This window comes from Sphingorhabdus sp. (assembly GCF_040079335.1).
Lineage (GTDB): Bacteria > Pseudomonadota > Alphaproteobacteria > Sphingomonadales > Sphingomonadaceae > Sphingorhabdus_B.
The window spans coordinates 1-14,651 of record NZ_JBEBKL010000056.1 but is presented as its reverse complement, the minus strand read 5'-3'; the positions used below and the strand labels follow the sequence as shown (position 1 = coordinate 14,651).

Here is a 14,651-nt window from a genome sequence, read left to right as displayed (position 1 = left end):
GAAGACGCCATTCATATCTGGGTGGCATCAGCCCGCTGGCGTTCGAAGCTAAGGTGGCATAATGAGATAGGTGACCGGCGCAAAACCGTTACAAGTCCAGCTCAACCCAGCGTAGCAGATCGTTAATAGCTGCCGTTCCGCAAACCGCTCATTCGGTCTTTCGGCCTGCTGAAACGAGACCCAAGCCGTATCCATATAGAAAAAGAGCGCCATCCTTGGTTTCGGCATAACCGGGCGCGTCGGGGTGTTGCTCCAGAACCGATTTTGTTGAGCGCGGCAACGCAAAGGGTAGCCGGCCCTGCGGCTTAGACTTGCCGCTGATGATGTCGAGTTGGGCCTGGTCACTGACGCCGAAGGTCGCGATCAGAGCGCCTGCCGATTTTACGCCGCTGGCCTCGTCCAGTACATAAGGATTGCGGAAATAGATCGAGATCACGACTTTGCCTGGATCGCCGCTCTCGTGCATCGCGGTTTGGATTTCGGCGAGCGATGGCGTCATGGTCCAGCTCTCGGCTTTTGCAATGTCCGACAACGCGAGCAGGTTTGATTCCCATGGAAAGGCTCCGCCAAAGATCAAGCCGCTGTCGAGACAGCCGTCTGGGCTTTCGGCCATTTTCGGCGCATCTGGTTCGTAGACGCACGGGTCCTGCGCGCCCCACGTTGTCTGCCTTTTGCCAGTGCGAGGGTCGGTGAGAGGGAATTCGGGCGCGACAGCCTTGCCGCCGGTTGTGGGGTCGTTGGATTTGTAATTGCGCGCGCCTGCGTTACTGATCATCACTTTGATCAGGACGGCATCGGAGCCAGCGGCAGTGTTAGATATCGCGAAGCCTTGCGTCGCCACATCCTCGGCGCGGAAGCCCATGCTGAAAACTTTCGCACCCGGTTTCAGCGGGAGAAGGTTATTGCGGTTCTGGAGGAGGACCACCGACTTGCGCTGGACATCCAACCCAAGCGCGCGATTCTCGGGCTTGCCGATCTTCGCGGTAGCTGCGTCCGCATCGACATAAGGGTTTTCGAACAGGCCCAGCTGGAATTGTTCGGTCAACAGGCGCATGACCGCGGGATCGATATGCTTTCGCTCGTCGAGCAGACCTTGCGAGACAAGATCGGTGATCGTCTTGTTGACGCTGAATTCGGACAGCACATCACTGCCGCTCTTGATCGCGATAGCGGTGCGTTCTGCGGGGCCATAGGGTTTGCCAGTCGCCGGATTATCGCGATAGCTTTCCAGCCCCCAGCCGCGCGATTCGATAACGCCGCTGTCAGAATTCACATAGCCTTTGAAGCCTAACTTCTTGCGCAGCAGATCGGTGACGATCTGTTTGGAAAAGGCCATGCCGAATTCATCATATTTGACGCCTTGGTATGTCACGCCAATCGGCACGCCATAATAAGGCATGATCGAAGCGACCCCGCCATTGATTGCTGCGCGGAATGGTTTCAGATGATAGCCAAAGCCATATTGGCCGGTTTTATCGGTGTAAATCTGGTTCTTGCCAAAGGTGTAATGCGGGTCCCATCCCACTTCCTGCGGGCCGCCGCCGGGGAAATGCTTGATGGTCAGCGCGACGGCGGATTTGGGCGACAGCGAAGTTCCGTCCCTGCGAACCTGCCCCTGCAACCCCGTTACCAGCTCGCCGATGATGCCCGTCATCAAATCGGCATCTTCGGTGAAGGTCTCATGCGCGCGGGCCCAGCGCGGTTCTGTCGTCAGGTCGCCATATAGCCATACATGCCGCGCAGGCCGATGGCCTTCCACTCCTCGGACATAACGCCAGTGAAGTCGCGGATGATGGACATGTCGCCCTTAAGGTTTTTTGGGATTGCGCCGTCGGGCGTGACAGGCGCACCTGCGCCAAGCGCTGCAGCGGCCAACCCGGCTTCTTTTGGGAACTCGGTGAAAGCTCCGGCACCAGCAGCGATCCCGAACATCGGGTTGACCTCGACATGGTTGCGGGCATTATCCTTGAACACTGCTGGAATGCCTAGCCGTCCAGCCTCTAGCCGTTCCTGCACCGCATTGGTGAAGCCCGCCATTTGGCTTGGCGTCTGCGGATAACCACCACGCAGGGCAAAGCCCGTCAGCTTGACGCTGCAATCGGGGGCTTGTGTGTTCACCTTGGCGCGTAGGATGAAGCGGGTCATTTTCTGCGTGTCGATCAGGTCGCGTTCCCGATCCGATATCCCGCCACCGCAATCGGGGTTGTTGGTGGCGATCAGCATCATCCCCGCCTTTTCAGCGAGCGTCATGCGGCGGACAAGATCGGCAGCGCGCTTTTGCGCTGGCAGGCGCCAGTCTTCATAGGCTTCGATGCGGCCATTGGCGTTGAGGTCTTTGAACCGCAGGCCTTTAACGGTGATAATTTTCTTGGCGCGGGTTTCGATCGGGCTGAGCAGGCGCGGCAAGGAGGGGCGTGGCGCAAAGCGTAGCCAAAAGTGCGATCAAACCCTTACTCATGCGCTAACCCCTTACTTCAAAGCTGCGATTATCTGCTCCTGTTCGGCGTCGCTGGACACCCAGTCGCTTGCCATCGGTCCGTCTGAACCGAACAGCGCCACGACGATGCCGCGCTTGCCTGCCGCATCCCACGCCGCCTTCAACGTCTCGGCCATCGGGTCGTCAACCACACCGTTATCGCCGCGAATATGGCCGAGCCACGCGCCGATGGCAGTCAGGATAGAAGGGCATTGCTGTCCTGATGCCTTATGGAAGGCCAGCGTTTCCAGCCAACGCTGCGGTATCTTCTGGCTGCCATCCATCGCGATCTGCGCCAGCCGGTGGTTGAGCGAGGGGTTTTTGAAGCGGTCGATCAGCGCGTCGGCATAAGCGGAGACGTCTTGTCCAGGCGCAGGGGTCAGGCTGGTGGCTGCTTCATCGCGCATGAGTTTGTCGATCAATGGCGCGAGCTGTGGATCGGCGATTGCCTGATGCACAAACTCATGGCCGCGCTGAAGCCCCAAATAGGCGAGCGCCGAGTGCGCGCCATTGAGCATGCGGAGCTTGGCATTTTCATACGCATGAACGTCAGACGTAATTTGCGCGCCGTACTTTTCCCATGCCGGACGCGGGCCAGCGAAATTGTCCTCGATCACCCATTGGCTGAAGGGTTCAGTGACAACAGCGGCTTCGTCGCGCATCCCGAGCAGCGCTTCGATTTCGATACGGTCTGCATTGGTGGTGGCGGGCACGATACGGTCGACCATGGTTGAAGGGCAGGTGCATTCGTTTTCGAACCAGCCTGTCAGATCAGGGGCATGGGCACCCAGATATTCAACCATCAATCGGCGCAATTGGGCGCCATTGCCCGACAGATTGTCGCAGCTAAGCAACGTAAGCCCAGGCAACCCGGCGTCGCGGCGGCGGGAAAAGGCTTCGGCCAGATAGGCAAAGGCCGAACGCTCATCGGCCAGCGCCAGATCAAGCGAGCCATCAGGCGCGCGGCAATAACCCTTTTCGGTGATAGTAAAGCTAACGATATGTGTTGTCGCGGCGGCGAGCGTCGCCACAAGCCGTTCGCGTTCTTCGCTGGCGACGAGCACATCGGCGACCGACCCGATTATTCGCGCCTTGCTGCCCTCTAAACTGCGCTCAACTAACGTATAGAGACCGTCCTGCGGATGCATCTGATCGCGCACTGTCGGCGAGCGTAACGAAACACCGAGGATACGCCAGTCGCCCTCACCAGATGCCATCGCGTCATCAGTATAAGCCGCCATATGCGCGCGGTGGAAAGCGCCAATGCCGAAATGGACGATGCCGACGCCGCGCGTATCGCGGTCGTATCCGGGGCGGGCGACGCTCGCAGGAAGCGCGCTAAGGTTCGCAGCAGAAAGCCTCAAAGCTTATAGGCCGCCTTGGCCAGACCATAACTGAGATCGGCGGCAAGGTCGGCCGCCTCCCATTCCTCCATCCGGTGCTCGGCTACCAGTTTTGCTAAAAAGCCGCAGTCCATCCGCCTTGCGACATCGTGACGCGCGGGGATGGACATAAAGGCGCGGGTATCGTCGTTGAAGCCGACGGTGTTGTAGAAGCCCGCCGTCTCGGTTGTCATCTCGCGGAAGCGGCGCATACCTTCGGGGCTGTCGTTAAACCACCAGGCGGGGCCAAGCTTCATCGCCGGATAATGGCCCGCCAGCGGTGCCAATTCGCGGGAATAGCTGGTCTCATCAAGGGTGAAGACGATGAAGCTGAAATCGGGATTGTTGCCATATTTCGACAGCAGCGGCCGCAGCGCATGGACATATTCGCAAGGCAGCGGAATGTCCGCGCCCTTGTCGCGTCCGAACTTTTCGAAGATCGCCGGATTATGATTGCGATAGACGCCGGGATGCAGCTGCATGACGAGGCCGTCGTCGATGCTCATCCCCGCCATCTCGGTCAGCATTTGCGCGCGAAAGAGTTCGGCGTCTTCAGCAGAAACGCTGGCGTTGGTAACACACGCAAACAACGCTACTGCCTCTGCACGAGACAGGTCCGCGGTGCGCGCGGTCAGATGACCATGGTCAGTCGATGTCGCACCCATGCTTGCGAAAAAGGCCCTGCGTTTGCGATGCGCGGCCAGATAGCCAGACCAGCTGAAGCAGTCCTCGCCGGTCAACGCTGCGAGTGTTTTGAGGTTGTCCAGGAAGCCCTCAAATTCAGGGTCAACAACCGGATCGGGGCGATAAGCGGTAATCACGCGCCCCTTCCAGCCACTGTCGCGGATCGCCTTGTGATAACGCAGATCGTCGAGCGGGTTTTCGGTCGTGGCGATGACCTCGATATTGTAGCGCTCAAACAGGGCGCGTGGACGGAACGCATCGGTGGTGAGTGCGTCGGTTATCGTATCGTAATAGCGATCCGAGGTCTCCGCCGACAACAGCACATCAATCCCGAAGCTTTCGGCAAATACCCAATCAAGCCACATGCGCGACGGCGTACCGCGAAACAGATGATAGCGTTCTGCAAACAGCCGCCAGCTTTCTCGCGGGTCCGCATCTGGATTGCCGATGCCCAGAGCTCCCAGCGGAACGCCCTGCGAATAGAGCATCCGAAAGACATAATGGTCGGGATGCAGTAATAGCTCAGCTGCATTACCAAAGGGCGCATCAGTCGCCCACCATTCCGGATCGGTATGGCCGTGCGGGCTGATGATTGGCAACCCAGCGACTTCGGCATAAAGCCGCTGCGCAACTTTGCGCGTGTCAGAGTCAGCTGGAAACAGCCGGTCTGGATGTAAAGCAAGTGGGCAGGTCATAAATTACTCGCATAACGGTTTCGTTTCGCTGCAGCCGCCCTTCGCGCTTCCTGTATCGCTTTCTCTTCGGTCGCAAAAAGCAGGCTGTCGAGCACTGACGACAAATGGGTCCGCATCGCGGCGCGCGCAGCTTTTGGATCGCGGTTACGCAGGGCTTCGAGAATTGCGCTGTGCTCATCGACCACCGGCTTGATATTGGCAAACCGCGCCTTAGCGTGGAGTAGCGCACTTTCCGGCGAAGTCCGGCGGAGCTTCCACAATTCCTCAATCGACTGAAATACCGCCGTGTTGCGCGTTGCCCGCGCAATGGCGAGGTGGAATTCGCGGTCAGCCTCTTCAGTGCCGCCCGGCGTCTGATTTTCAAGCGCGATATCCTCGACGCGCTGGGCCAACTCCTCAATCTCTTCATCGGTAATTTGCATTGCGGCCAGCGCCGCCGCTTCGCTTTCGAACAAAAGCCGCGCTTCGGTCAGCTCGAATGCTGTCACGTTAAAGCCCGGGATGTCCTCTTTCCCCGGCAGGCGCTTCACATACGCACCCGAACCCACGCGCACGTCAACGAGGCCCTGCACTTCAAGCGCGATAACTGCCTCGCGCACGGTTGGACGGCTAACCTCATATTCCGCCGCAAGCTCACGCTCGGCGGGCAACCGATCGCCCACTTTATATTTACCCGCCGCCAGCTCATCGATGAGTTTGCGCGCGAGTTCCTGATAGAGACGATCTTGAGTTGTCATTTTTTGGCCTTACCAATTTGAATAAACTTGACAGGCCAAAAGCCATTCGTCAAGTAGGAAATCACTGTTTAGCGCCAGACCAAAGGATTCGATAGCGCCATGAAGATCATTTCTGCCCGTGTCATCGTCACCTGTCCGGGACGCAATTTTGTCACGCTCAAGATCGAAACCGATCAGGGCGTTTATGGCATCGGCGATGCGACGCTGAACGGGCGTGAGCTTTCGGTCGCCTCGTATCTGGAGGATCATGTTATCCCCTGCCTGATCGGTATGGATCCTCGCCGTATCGAGGATATCTGGCAATATCTCTATCGCGGCGCCTATTGGCGGCGCGGGCCGGTTACGATGCGCGCGATAGCCGCGGTCGATGTCGCTTTGTGGGATATAAAGGCGAAGATGGCGGGGATGCCGCTTTACGATCTGCTCGGTGGCAAAAGCCGCGATGGGATCATGGTCTATGGCCATGCCAACGGCAGCGATATCGAGGAAACCGTCGACGCGGTCGGTCAATATATCGACATGGGCTACAAGGCGATCCGGGCGCAGACCGGAGTCCCCGGCGTCAAGGATGCTTACGGCGTCGGGCGCGGCAAGCTGTTCTACGAGCCAGCGGACGCAGAACTGCCCAGTGTTACCGGCTGGGACACGCGCAAAGCGTTGAACACGGTGCCCAAGCTGTTTGAAAAGCTGCGTGACACCTATGGTTTCGACCACCACTTGCTGCACGACGGCCACCACCGCTACACGCCGCAAGAGGCCGCTAACCTTGGTAAGATGCTCGAACCCTTTCAGCTCTTCTGGCTGGAGGATTGCACGCCTGCGGAAAATCAGGAAGCGTTCAAACTGGTCCGCCACCACACAACCACGCCGCTGGCTGTCGGTGAAATTTTCAACACCATCTGGGACTGCAAAGACCTAATCCAGAACCAACTGATCGACTATATTCGCTGCACCATCGTGGGTGCGGGCGGCGTCACGCATCTGCGCCGGATTGCGGATTTCGCAGCGCTCTATCAAATCCGCACCGGTTGTCATGGCGCAACCGACTTGTCGCCAGTCACCATGGGTACCGCGCTGCATTTCGACACATGGGTGCCCAATTTCGGCATCCAGGAATACATGCGCCACAAGCCCGAAACCGACGAAGTCTTCCCGCATGATTACCGGTTCGAGGCGGGCGAATTGTTTGTCGGCGACACGCCTGGACACGGCGTCGATATCGACGAGAAACTGGCCGCGAAATATCCCTATAAGCCTGCCTATCTGCCGGTTGCCCGTCTCGAAGACGGGACAATGTGGAATTGGTAGCGCCGTCAGTGGCCAAAAGTCCCAAACGCATCGTCCTCATCGGTGAAGCAATGCTCGAACTCTCCCGCAAACAAGTCGGCGGGTGGAACATGGGTTATGGCGGCGACACGCTGAACACAGCCGTCCACTTGGCGCGTGCAGGGCATAATGTCGCCTATCTGACCGCGATGGGCACCGATCCGTTTAGCGACGATTTGGTGGAAGAAGAATGCCGCGGCGAAGGGCTCGATACCTCGCTGATACTCCGCCACCCGACGCGCGGACCGGGCCTTTATGCGATCACCACCGATGAAACGGGCGAACGCAGTTTCACCTATTGGCGCGACAGCAGCGCCGCGCGCGAGATGTTTGCACTGCCCGGCATCAAGGCGGCGCTGGAGGCGGCGGAACAGGCAGACCTGATCGCCTATTCGCTGATCACGCTCGCCATCCTGCCGCTCGAAGCGCGCGAACAACTCTTCGATTTGTGCCGCCGCGTCCGCGCTCGGGGCGGCAGGGTTGCCTTCGACGGCAACTACCGACCCCGGCTTTGGGCCAGCGCCGAAGAAGCACGCGCGGCCCGCGACCAAGCAATCGCCTGCGCCGACATCGGTTTGCCGACGCTGGAGGATGAGCACCTGCTCTCCGGCGAAACCAGCGCCGATGCCGTCGCAGACCATTGGCGCGCGCTTGGTTGCGCCGAAACCATCGTCAAACTGGGAGCCGAAGGCGCCCGCCTGCCCGACGGCACAACTCTCCCCCCACCCGAAGTGTTGCAACCCGTCGACACCAGCGGCGCAGGCGATGCCTTCAACGGCGGCTATCTCGCCTCGCGGATGAATGGAGCGAGCGTGGAGGATGCCGTGATGGCTGGGCACCGGCTGGCGGGCTGGTGCGTGGTGCGGGCGGGGGCGATACCTGGGCCGGATTGACTTTTGACAATTGAATTCCGGCCTGACAATACCTCCTTGCGGCCGCGAAGAAACAGTGACAAATTATCCGCATGAACGGCAACCCATCTTATAATTTGTTGATGCATGACGTCTGCGTCGGCCAAGGTTGGTGTGGAGGGATAGTCGACGGAAAGCCTTCACACGTTGACCATTTTATTCCAGAAACTGGACCAGTTAGCGCTGATCAGTTCGTAGAATGGCTCTTCATTGCTGACGGGCAAGATCCAAACGCCGAACTAGATAAATGGCAGAAGCACAAAGACGGGCTGCGGGAATTATTCGTCAAGCACATGGGAGCTGAGGTTGTAGATTCTTCAAAGTTGAAATGGGACCACAGCTGACAACATCCTACTTCCGCCCCCGCAACAAAACCCACAACACCACAGCCCCCACCAAATCCAGCGCCGCCAACGCCACGAACAGCGGATCATATCCATAAACATCGGCGCTTTTGCCGATCAGGAAGGTGAACATCATCCCGCCGGTCCAGGCGATGGTGCCGGTCATGCCGCTCGCGGTGCCGACTGTCTTGGTGTCGAACACGTCGGAGCAGAGCGTGAGCAGCGCGCCGTTGAGCATCTGGTGCGCGAAGCCGCCGACGCAGAACAAAGCGATGGCGACGCCGGGGGAACCGGCGAGACCGATGCAAGCCGGGCCGATCATGCAGAGCGCGCCGACTGTCATCGTGATCTTGCGGCTGGTGATCAGGTTCGCGCCCTTTTTCATCAGCCATGTCGGCAGAAGCCCCGCCGCGAGGCTACCAAAGTCAGCGGCAAGAAAGGGCAGCCACGCCCAAAGCGCGATGCTTTTCAAATCTAGCTGCCACACTGCAACCAAATACAACGGAATGAAGAAGTTGAACGTCTGCCATGCGGGCTCGGCCAGAAAACGCGGGATCGCAATCGCCCAGAAGCTGCGTGACTTGAGCACTTCCTTGCGCGTCGCGGGCTTGCCCTGCACATCGTCGGCGCGGCCTTCTTCAATATAGGCGCGCTCGGCCTCGCCCAGCTTCTTATGCTCGGCGGGTGAGCGATAGCCCCAATACCACAGCCCAGCCCAAACAAGGCTGAGCGCGCCGGTGACAATGAAGCCAGATTCCCAGCCCCAATAGAGGATGCAAAAAGCAACCAAGGGCGGTGCGATCATATTGCCGACGCTGGTCCCCATCTGGAACGCGCTGGTCGCAAGCGGGCGCTCCTTGGGGGGAAACCATTCCGAGACGGTTTTTGTCCCCGCAGGAATTGCCGCAGCCTCGGTCGCACCCAGAAGCCCGCGAAAGAGAGCCAGGCTCGGCCAGCCCGTCGCAAATGCGTGCGCCATGTTCGCAAGGCCCCAGCCAACCGCAAAGATAAAGAAGCCCAGCCGCGTGCCAAGCGCATCGAGGATGCCGCCCGCGACCGATTGCATGATGGTATAGGTTGCCTGAAAGGCCAGCACTACCCAGCTATATTGCTCGGTGCTCATGGAGAATTCCTCCTTGAGCGTTGGGGCGGTAACCGACAGCGTCGAGCGCGCAAGATAATTGAGGATGGTGCCGAGCGTCACCAGCCCGATAATCCACCAGCGTAAATTGCCTTTTTTCAGCATGGCTTTTCCCTCTCTCCCAATCATGGTCTCATAAAAAATCAGGCCGGGCTACCAAAGGATAGCCCGGCCAGTTGTAAATGGCCGAGGCCAAGGGAGGATTAGAAGTTGTAGTCGAGCTTCACGCCAACATAACGCTGCGCGCCGCGCGGCAGGAACTGCGTGAGGACATGGCGGCTGTTGCCAAAACTGGCGGCCTGGTCGCCGATGAATGTGGCAAAGCGCTCCTTGGTCAGGTCGTTAACAAAGAAAGCGACCTTGTAGCCGTCGCCCGAACTGTCCTTGAAGCCCAGGCTCGCGTTGAACACGCCGTAGCCGCCTTGCACAGCATAGGGATTGTTGAACAGGTCGTAATGCACCTTGCTCTGGAACAGATAGGAGAGCGAAGCAAAGCCATCCATCGCGCCGCTGATCGGGAAATCGGCGGTGCCGACCATATTATATTTCCACTTTGGCGCGTTGGCGAGCGTTACGCCCGCGAGATTCTGTGTACGCCCCAGAGGCCCCGCCCCGTCCGTGTCGAAACATTGTGCAGGTTGTTCGACATTCTGGTTGGTCCAGCAATCTGCAAGCGGGAAGGAACGGATTTTCGCATCGGTATAGGCGCCACCGAAATCAAGCCGGAACCAGTCGGCAGGCTTCGCCGTAAATTCCCACTCGATACCCTTAGTTCGCAGCTTGCCAACATTGTTGAGGCCAAGCGAAAGCGTGCCGGTGGTTGAATCGAGCACAGCCGATTGTGCCTGAAAATCCTTATAGTCGGTCAGGAAAGCAGCGATGTTCAGCTGGACCATATTGTCGAGGAAACGGCTCTTGATGCCAAATTCATAGGCGTTGCTGCTTTCCGAACGGGTCGGCACCAACGCCTTGGCCTGCGAGAAAGACGAACTAATGTCATAGGCCTGGCCCTTATACCCTTTGGCAACCGAGACATAGGCCATCACATCGGGCGCGAGATCCTGTTGCACCGACACTTTCCAGGTGAAGGCCGAGTCGCTGTCGTTTTCATTGATATTGACTACAGACGGCAATGTGCGGGCATAAAGGACGTCAATCTTTTCCTTTTGCGCGCGCATACCCACGCCGATCCGGGTGGCGGCGGTCAGCTCATAATCAAGCTGGGCAAAACCGGCGAGGCTCTTTTTGCCTGCTTCGGACGACCAGTTGGCGCGGAAGAAGCCAAGGCTCGCACCCGGCGTGCGCGTGAAAGTGCGGTCGGTCGTTGTGTCGGCATAGTAGCCACCGAGGATATAGGACAGCGGACCATCACCGGTCGAAACCAGCCGCAGCTCCTGCGAGAACAGCTTGGAGGCATAGGGGCCGCCTTGTATAACTCCAAAGCCGCTGTTGGTCGGGGAAACGGCAAGGCCATCAACATCTTCGATAATCCGGTAATCCCATTTCTGATAGCTGGTGATCGAAACCAGATCGGCAAAGCCAAGGTCCAGCGAGGCACGCGCACTCAGGCTGTGCTGTTTCGAAGTGCTGGCCGGCGCGTCCGACAGGCGGACATTGAAATTCGACTTGCTCGGGATGATACCCGTCAGATCCACCGGTACCGCGCCAAAGAAGGTCGAACCGGCTGGAACCGACAAAAATGTGCTGGCGTTGCCGCGTGTCACATTCTTCGACCAATCGGCCGACAGGGCAATTTGGAGGGTGTCGGTCAGGTCAAATTTCAGCTTGGCGCGCAGCCCCTTGCTTTCGTCATTGTTGATGCGCTGGCCAGTGGTCAGATTGCGGACATAGCCATTTTGATTGCTGTAAAAGCCGCTCAACCGATAACCGACGGTATCGCCCAACGGGCCGGAGATCCCGGCATTGAACCGCCATTCGCCGTCGCTGGCATAGCCTGCGGAAACCTGTCCGGCAAAATCACTGGTTGGCCCTTTGGTAACGATATTGACCGCACCCGCCGAGGCGTTTTTACCGAACAATGTACCTTGCGGCCCGCGCAGCACTTCGATACGCTCGACGTCAGCCAGATTTGAGAATGCCTGTGCCTGCTGCACCAAAGCCACATCATCGACGATCACCGCGACCGAAGGATCGACGCCGGTCGTAAAGGCGAAGGTACCGATGCCGCGAATGTTGATCGAGTTGTCGGCTGCGGACGCGCGCTGCGTCACGGTCAATGAAGGCGCGGCTTTGGTCAGGTCAGCGAAATCGTTGATTCGCTGATTCGAAAGTGTCTCGCCCGAAAGCGCGGTAACAGCAACCGGCACATCCTGCATATTCTGCTCACGCTTTTGCGCAGTGACGACGATTTCCTCAAGGCCAATATTTTCTTCTTGAGCAGCAGCGGAAGCGTCGGCGGCATCCTGTGCAAAAGCACTCGTCGAGATCATCAAAAAGCTGGCACCTGCCAACAGAACAAATTTGCGTGACATAGAAATCCTCCCACTACGCGACTCGCGGTCGCCTGACCAAATATTTAACTGGTAAGGCCAATTGACATGTTTCGGTCATCTATGTCAAGATGCAATAGTGAACAGTCGTTAGGAGCATGAGTGTGATGAAAAAGGTATTGAAGCCAAGCCTGACCAAAGTCGCTGGCGTAACAACATTGGCAGCGACTATGCTTTCCAGCACGGCAATGGCACAAGTTATCCACCCATGGATGACCGCAACGGTCATCGAGGAACAAGCATCAGCTGTTGATGATGCCGCGCGCGAGGCTATTGCCAACCAGCGCGCCAAGCTGCTGCTGTCGGCCATGACGCTGGAACAGAAACTCCAGCAACTGACCGGTGCGAAGCCCGAAATCCTTCCCGAGCTCCCCAATTGCTTTGGCGCACGGCATGTCAGTGGCATCGCAGCGCTCAACATCCCGACATTCCGCATTACGAACGGCCCCGTTGGGTTGGGGCAGAATGATTGCGTCTCGACCGAGGTAGCAACCAAATTGCTCCAAATCCCTGGCTTCGGGAGCATCTCTGCCGCTTACACGCATCCAAGCTCGGCCAAAGCAACCGCCCTGCCCTCCGCATTAGGCGCGGCAGCGTCTTTCGATCCCGCCGTTGCTGGCATGTACGGCGATGTGATCGCGACCGAGATGAACAACCTCGGCCTGCATGTCTTTGAAGCCCCTGGCGTCAACATGGCACGCCTGCCGATCCTTGGTCGCAATTTTGAGTATTTCGGTGAAGACCCTTATCTCAGCGGCACGATGGCTGTCGCCGAGACCAAGGCTGTGCAGGCAAAGGGCCTGATCGCCATGCCGAAGCATTATGCGGCGAACGAGCAAGAAACCAACCGTATGACGATCCAGACCAACGTGGATCGGCAGACGCTGCGCGAGATTTACCTGCTGCCCTTCGAAATGGCGGTGAAGGACGGCAAGCCGGGTTCGATCATGTGCGCCTATAACTACGTCAACGGCCAATCTTCGTGCGAAAGCCGCGAGCTTTTGACCGACATCTTGCGGACGGATTGGGGCTTTACCGGCTATGTCCAGTCAGACTTTTTCGCAATGAAAGGCACGGTCGCGACGCTGGCCAATGGCATGGACCATGAAATGCCGCTGCCGATGCATTGGGCGCCGGACAAGATCAACGCAGCGCTTGGCAAAGGCGAACTGAATGTCGGGCAGATCGATACCGCGCTCGAACGGCGTTACACGCAGACTTTCAAGGCCGGGATTTTTGACCGCAAATTGGCGCATTCGCCGATAGATTTTGCAGCAGGCGGCAAGAAGGCGCGCGAGATCGGGGGCCGTGCTGCAGTGCTGCTTCAGAACAATGGTGCGTTGCCATTAAAGAGCGATTTGCGAACTTTGGTACTGATCGGGAAATCCAGCCAGGTTTATGCCCAGCAAGCGGTTGCTGGCGGCGCAGTTCTCGGCGAGGCCATGGGCGGCGGCGGCGGCAGTTCCGACGTGGTGCCAAATTACACAGTCAGCCCGATCGAAGGGCTACGCAATGCACTCGCCGATCTTGGCAAAACGCGGGCCGCGGTCAAATTAATTCTGGTCGATGATGAGAATGCCAGCGCTACCATTGACGGCCAAAAGGTGAGTTTCGCCGATGCCCTTGCCGAAGCCGCAAAGGCCGATGCTGTGGTGATGATGGCGGGGACAATCTCCGAAGAGGGCGCCGACCGCGCGACCTTTACCGCAGTCAACGGACAGCGCCTAGCCGCCCCTGCCGGGACGGGCAGCGGCCTTGACTGGTACGCTGGTCGGTCAAACATCATTTCCACCAATGGCGAGACCAACCCGCCAAAAAACAGCCGTACCACTGCAATGATCGACGCGCTGATGGCGGCGCGTTCGACTAGCGGCAAGACGATGGCGGCAAAATCGGTGCTGGTGCTGAAGGACAATGCCGGCGTTTCGATGCCCGCGTCGCTTGTCGGTGCCAAAGGCCCTGCGATCCTCGAGACTTGGTTCCCGGGTCAGGAAGACGGCAACATCGTCGCCGACGTGCTGTTCGGGCGGGTTAACCCTGCTGGCAAGCTGCCCGTTACCTTCCCGTTCGCGGGCAAAGGCTTTCTCGACAAGATTACGACCGGACAATTTCCTGGAGAAATCTCCGCTGATGGCAAGATGCAGACCGTAACCTATAGCGAGCAGCTGGCCATGGGCTATCGCTGGTACGATTCAAATGCGGGCGGCAATTGTCTCGAAAAGGCAGGAAAAAACCCCTGCGTCGCTTTCCCGTTCGGGCACGGGCTTTCCTATTCCAGCTTCACCATTGGCAAGCCGCGCCTAGCCTTCGACACGACCAGCGGCACGTGGCGCGCTACTGCGCGGGTAACCAATAGTGGCAAGCGCGCGGGCGCCGAGGTTGTGCAACTCTATCTCTCGCTTCCCTCCAGCGCGAATGCAGTGGGCGCGAAGCAGCCACCCCGTC

At 58.5% G+C, this 14,651-nt stretch carries 11 protein-coding genes; 4 read left to right on the top strand and 7 right to left on the bottom strand.

Annotated features, from left to right (window positions below; translation table 11 throughout):
• Positions 1 to 148 precede the first annotated feature (148 nt).
• From ABL922_RS12725 to ABL922_RS12705, 5 genes are all read right to left on the bottom strand, one after another.
• The gene (locus ABL922_RS12725; protein WP_349024583.1) at positions 149 to 1,759 is read right to left on the bottom strand and encodes a glycoside hydrolase family 3 N-terminal domain-containing protein; all 1,611 of its coding nucleotides are present in this window, start codon (positions 1,757 to 1,759) and stop codon (positions 149 to 151) included.
• Positions 1,711 to 2,406 (bottom strand): hypothetical protein, encoded by a 696-nt coding sequence (locus ABL922_RS12720; RefSeq protein WP_349024582.1) that lies wholly within the window; start codon positions 2,404 to 2,406, stop codon positions 1,711 to 1,713. The genes ABL922_RS12725 and ABL922_RS12720 overlap by 49 nt, the downstream gene beginning before the upstream one ends.
• 63 nt (positions 2,407 to 2,469) lie before the next feature.
• Positions 2,470 to 3,840: a mannitol dehydrogenase family protein gene (locus ABL922_RS12715; RefSeq protein WP_349024581.1), complete on the bottom strand. Its 1,371-nt coding sequence runs from the start codon at positions 3,838 to 3,840 to the stop codon at positions 2,470 to 2,472.
• A complete protein-coding gene (uxaC, locus tag ABL922_RS12710; protein ID WP_349024580.1) occupies positions 3,837 to 5,237 on the bottom strand; it encodes a glucuronate isomerase in 1,401 nt (466 codons plus the stop codon). The genes ABL922_RS12715 and uxaC overlap by 4 nt, the downstream gene beginning before the upstream one ends.
• The gene (locus tag ABL922_RS12705) at positions 5,234 to 5,974 is read right to left on the bottom strand and encodes a FadR/GntR family transcriptional regulator (RefSeq protein WP_349024579.1); all 741 of its coding nucleotides are present in this window, start codon (positions 5,972 to 5,974) and stop codon (positions 5,234 to 5,236) included. Before ABL922_RS12705 ends, uxaC begins: the two co-directional genes overlap by 4 nt.
• A gap of 99 nt (positions 5,975 to 6,073) precedes the next feature.
• Here ABL922_RS12705 and manD point away from each other — a divergent pair, with 99 nt between their 5' ends.
• The 3 genes from manD (at position 6,074) to ABL922_RS12690 (ending at position 8,555) form a co-directional block, all read left to right on the top strand.
• A complete protein-coding gene (manD, locus tag ABL922_RS12700) occupies positions 6,074 to 7,282 on the top strand; it encodes a D-mannonate dehydratase ManD (RefSeq protein ID WP_349024578.1) in 1,209 nt (402 codons plus the stop codon).
• Positions 7,276 to 8,193: a sugar kinase gene (locus ABL922_RS12695; protein WP_349024584.1), complete on the top strand. Its 918-nt coding sequence runs from the start codon at positions 7,276 to 7,278 to the stop codon at positions 8,191 to 8,193. Before manD ends, ABL922_RS12695 begins: the two co-directional genes overlap by 7 nt.
• A gap of 71 nt (positions 8,194 to 8,264) precedes the next feature.
• Positions 8,265 to 8,555, top strand: coding sequence for a hypothetical protein (locus ABL922_RS12690; protein WP_349024577.1), 291 nt, complete (start codon positions 8,265 to 8,267; stop codon positions 8,553 to 8,555).
• A gap of 7 nt (positions 8,556 to 8,562) precedes the next feature.
• Here the strand turns inward: ABL922_RS12690 and ABL922_RS12685 are convergent, their stop codons facing one another.
• Both ABL922_RS12685 and ABL922_RS12680 read right to left on the bottom strand, forming a co-directional pair.
• The gene (locus ABL922_RS12685) at positions 8,563 to 9,801 is read right to left on the bottom strand and encodes an MFS transporter (protein ID WP_349024576.1); all 1,239 of its coding nucleotides are present in this window, start codon (positions 9,799 to 9,801) and stop codon (positions 8,563 to 8,565) included.
• Between the two features lie 98 nt (positions 9,802 to 9,899).
• Positions 9,900 to 12,188 (bottom strand): TonB-dependent receptor, encoded by a 2,289-nt coding sequence (locus ABL922_RS12680; RefSeq protein WP_349024575.1) that lies wholly within the window; start codon positions 12,186 to 12,188, stop codon positions 9,900 to 9,902.
• 125 nt (positions 12,189 to 12,313) lie between these two features.
• Here ABL922_RS12680 and ABL922_RS12675 point away from each other — a divergent pair.
• A partial coding sequence (locus ABL922_RS12675; RefSeq protein ID WP_349024574.1) for a glycoside hydrolase family 3 N-terminal domain-containing protein occupies positions 12,314 to 14,651 on the top strand: 2,338 nt, incomplete at its 3' end.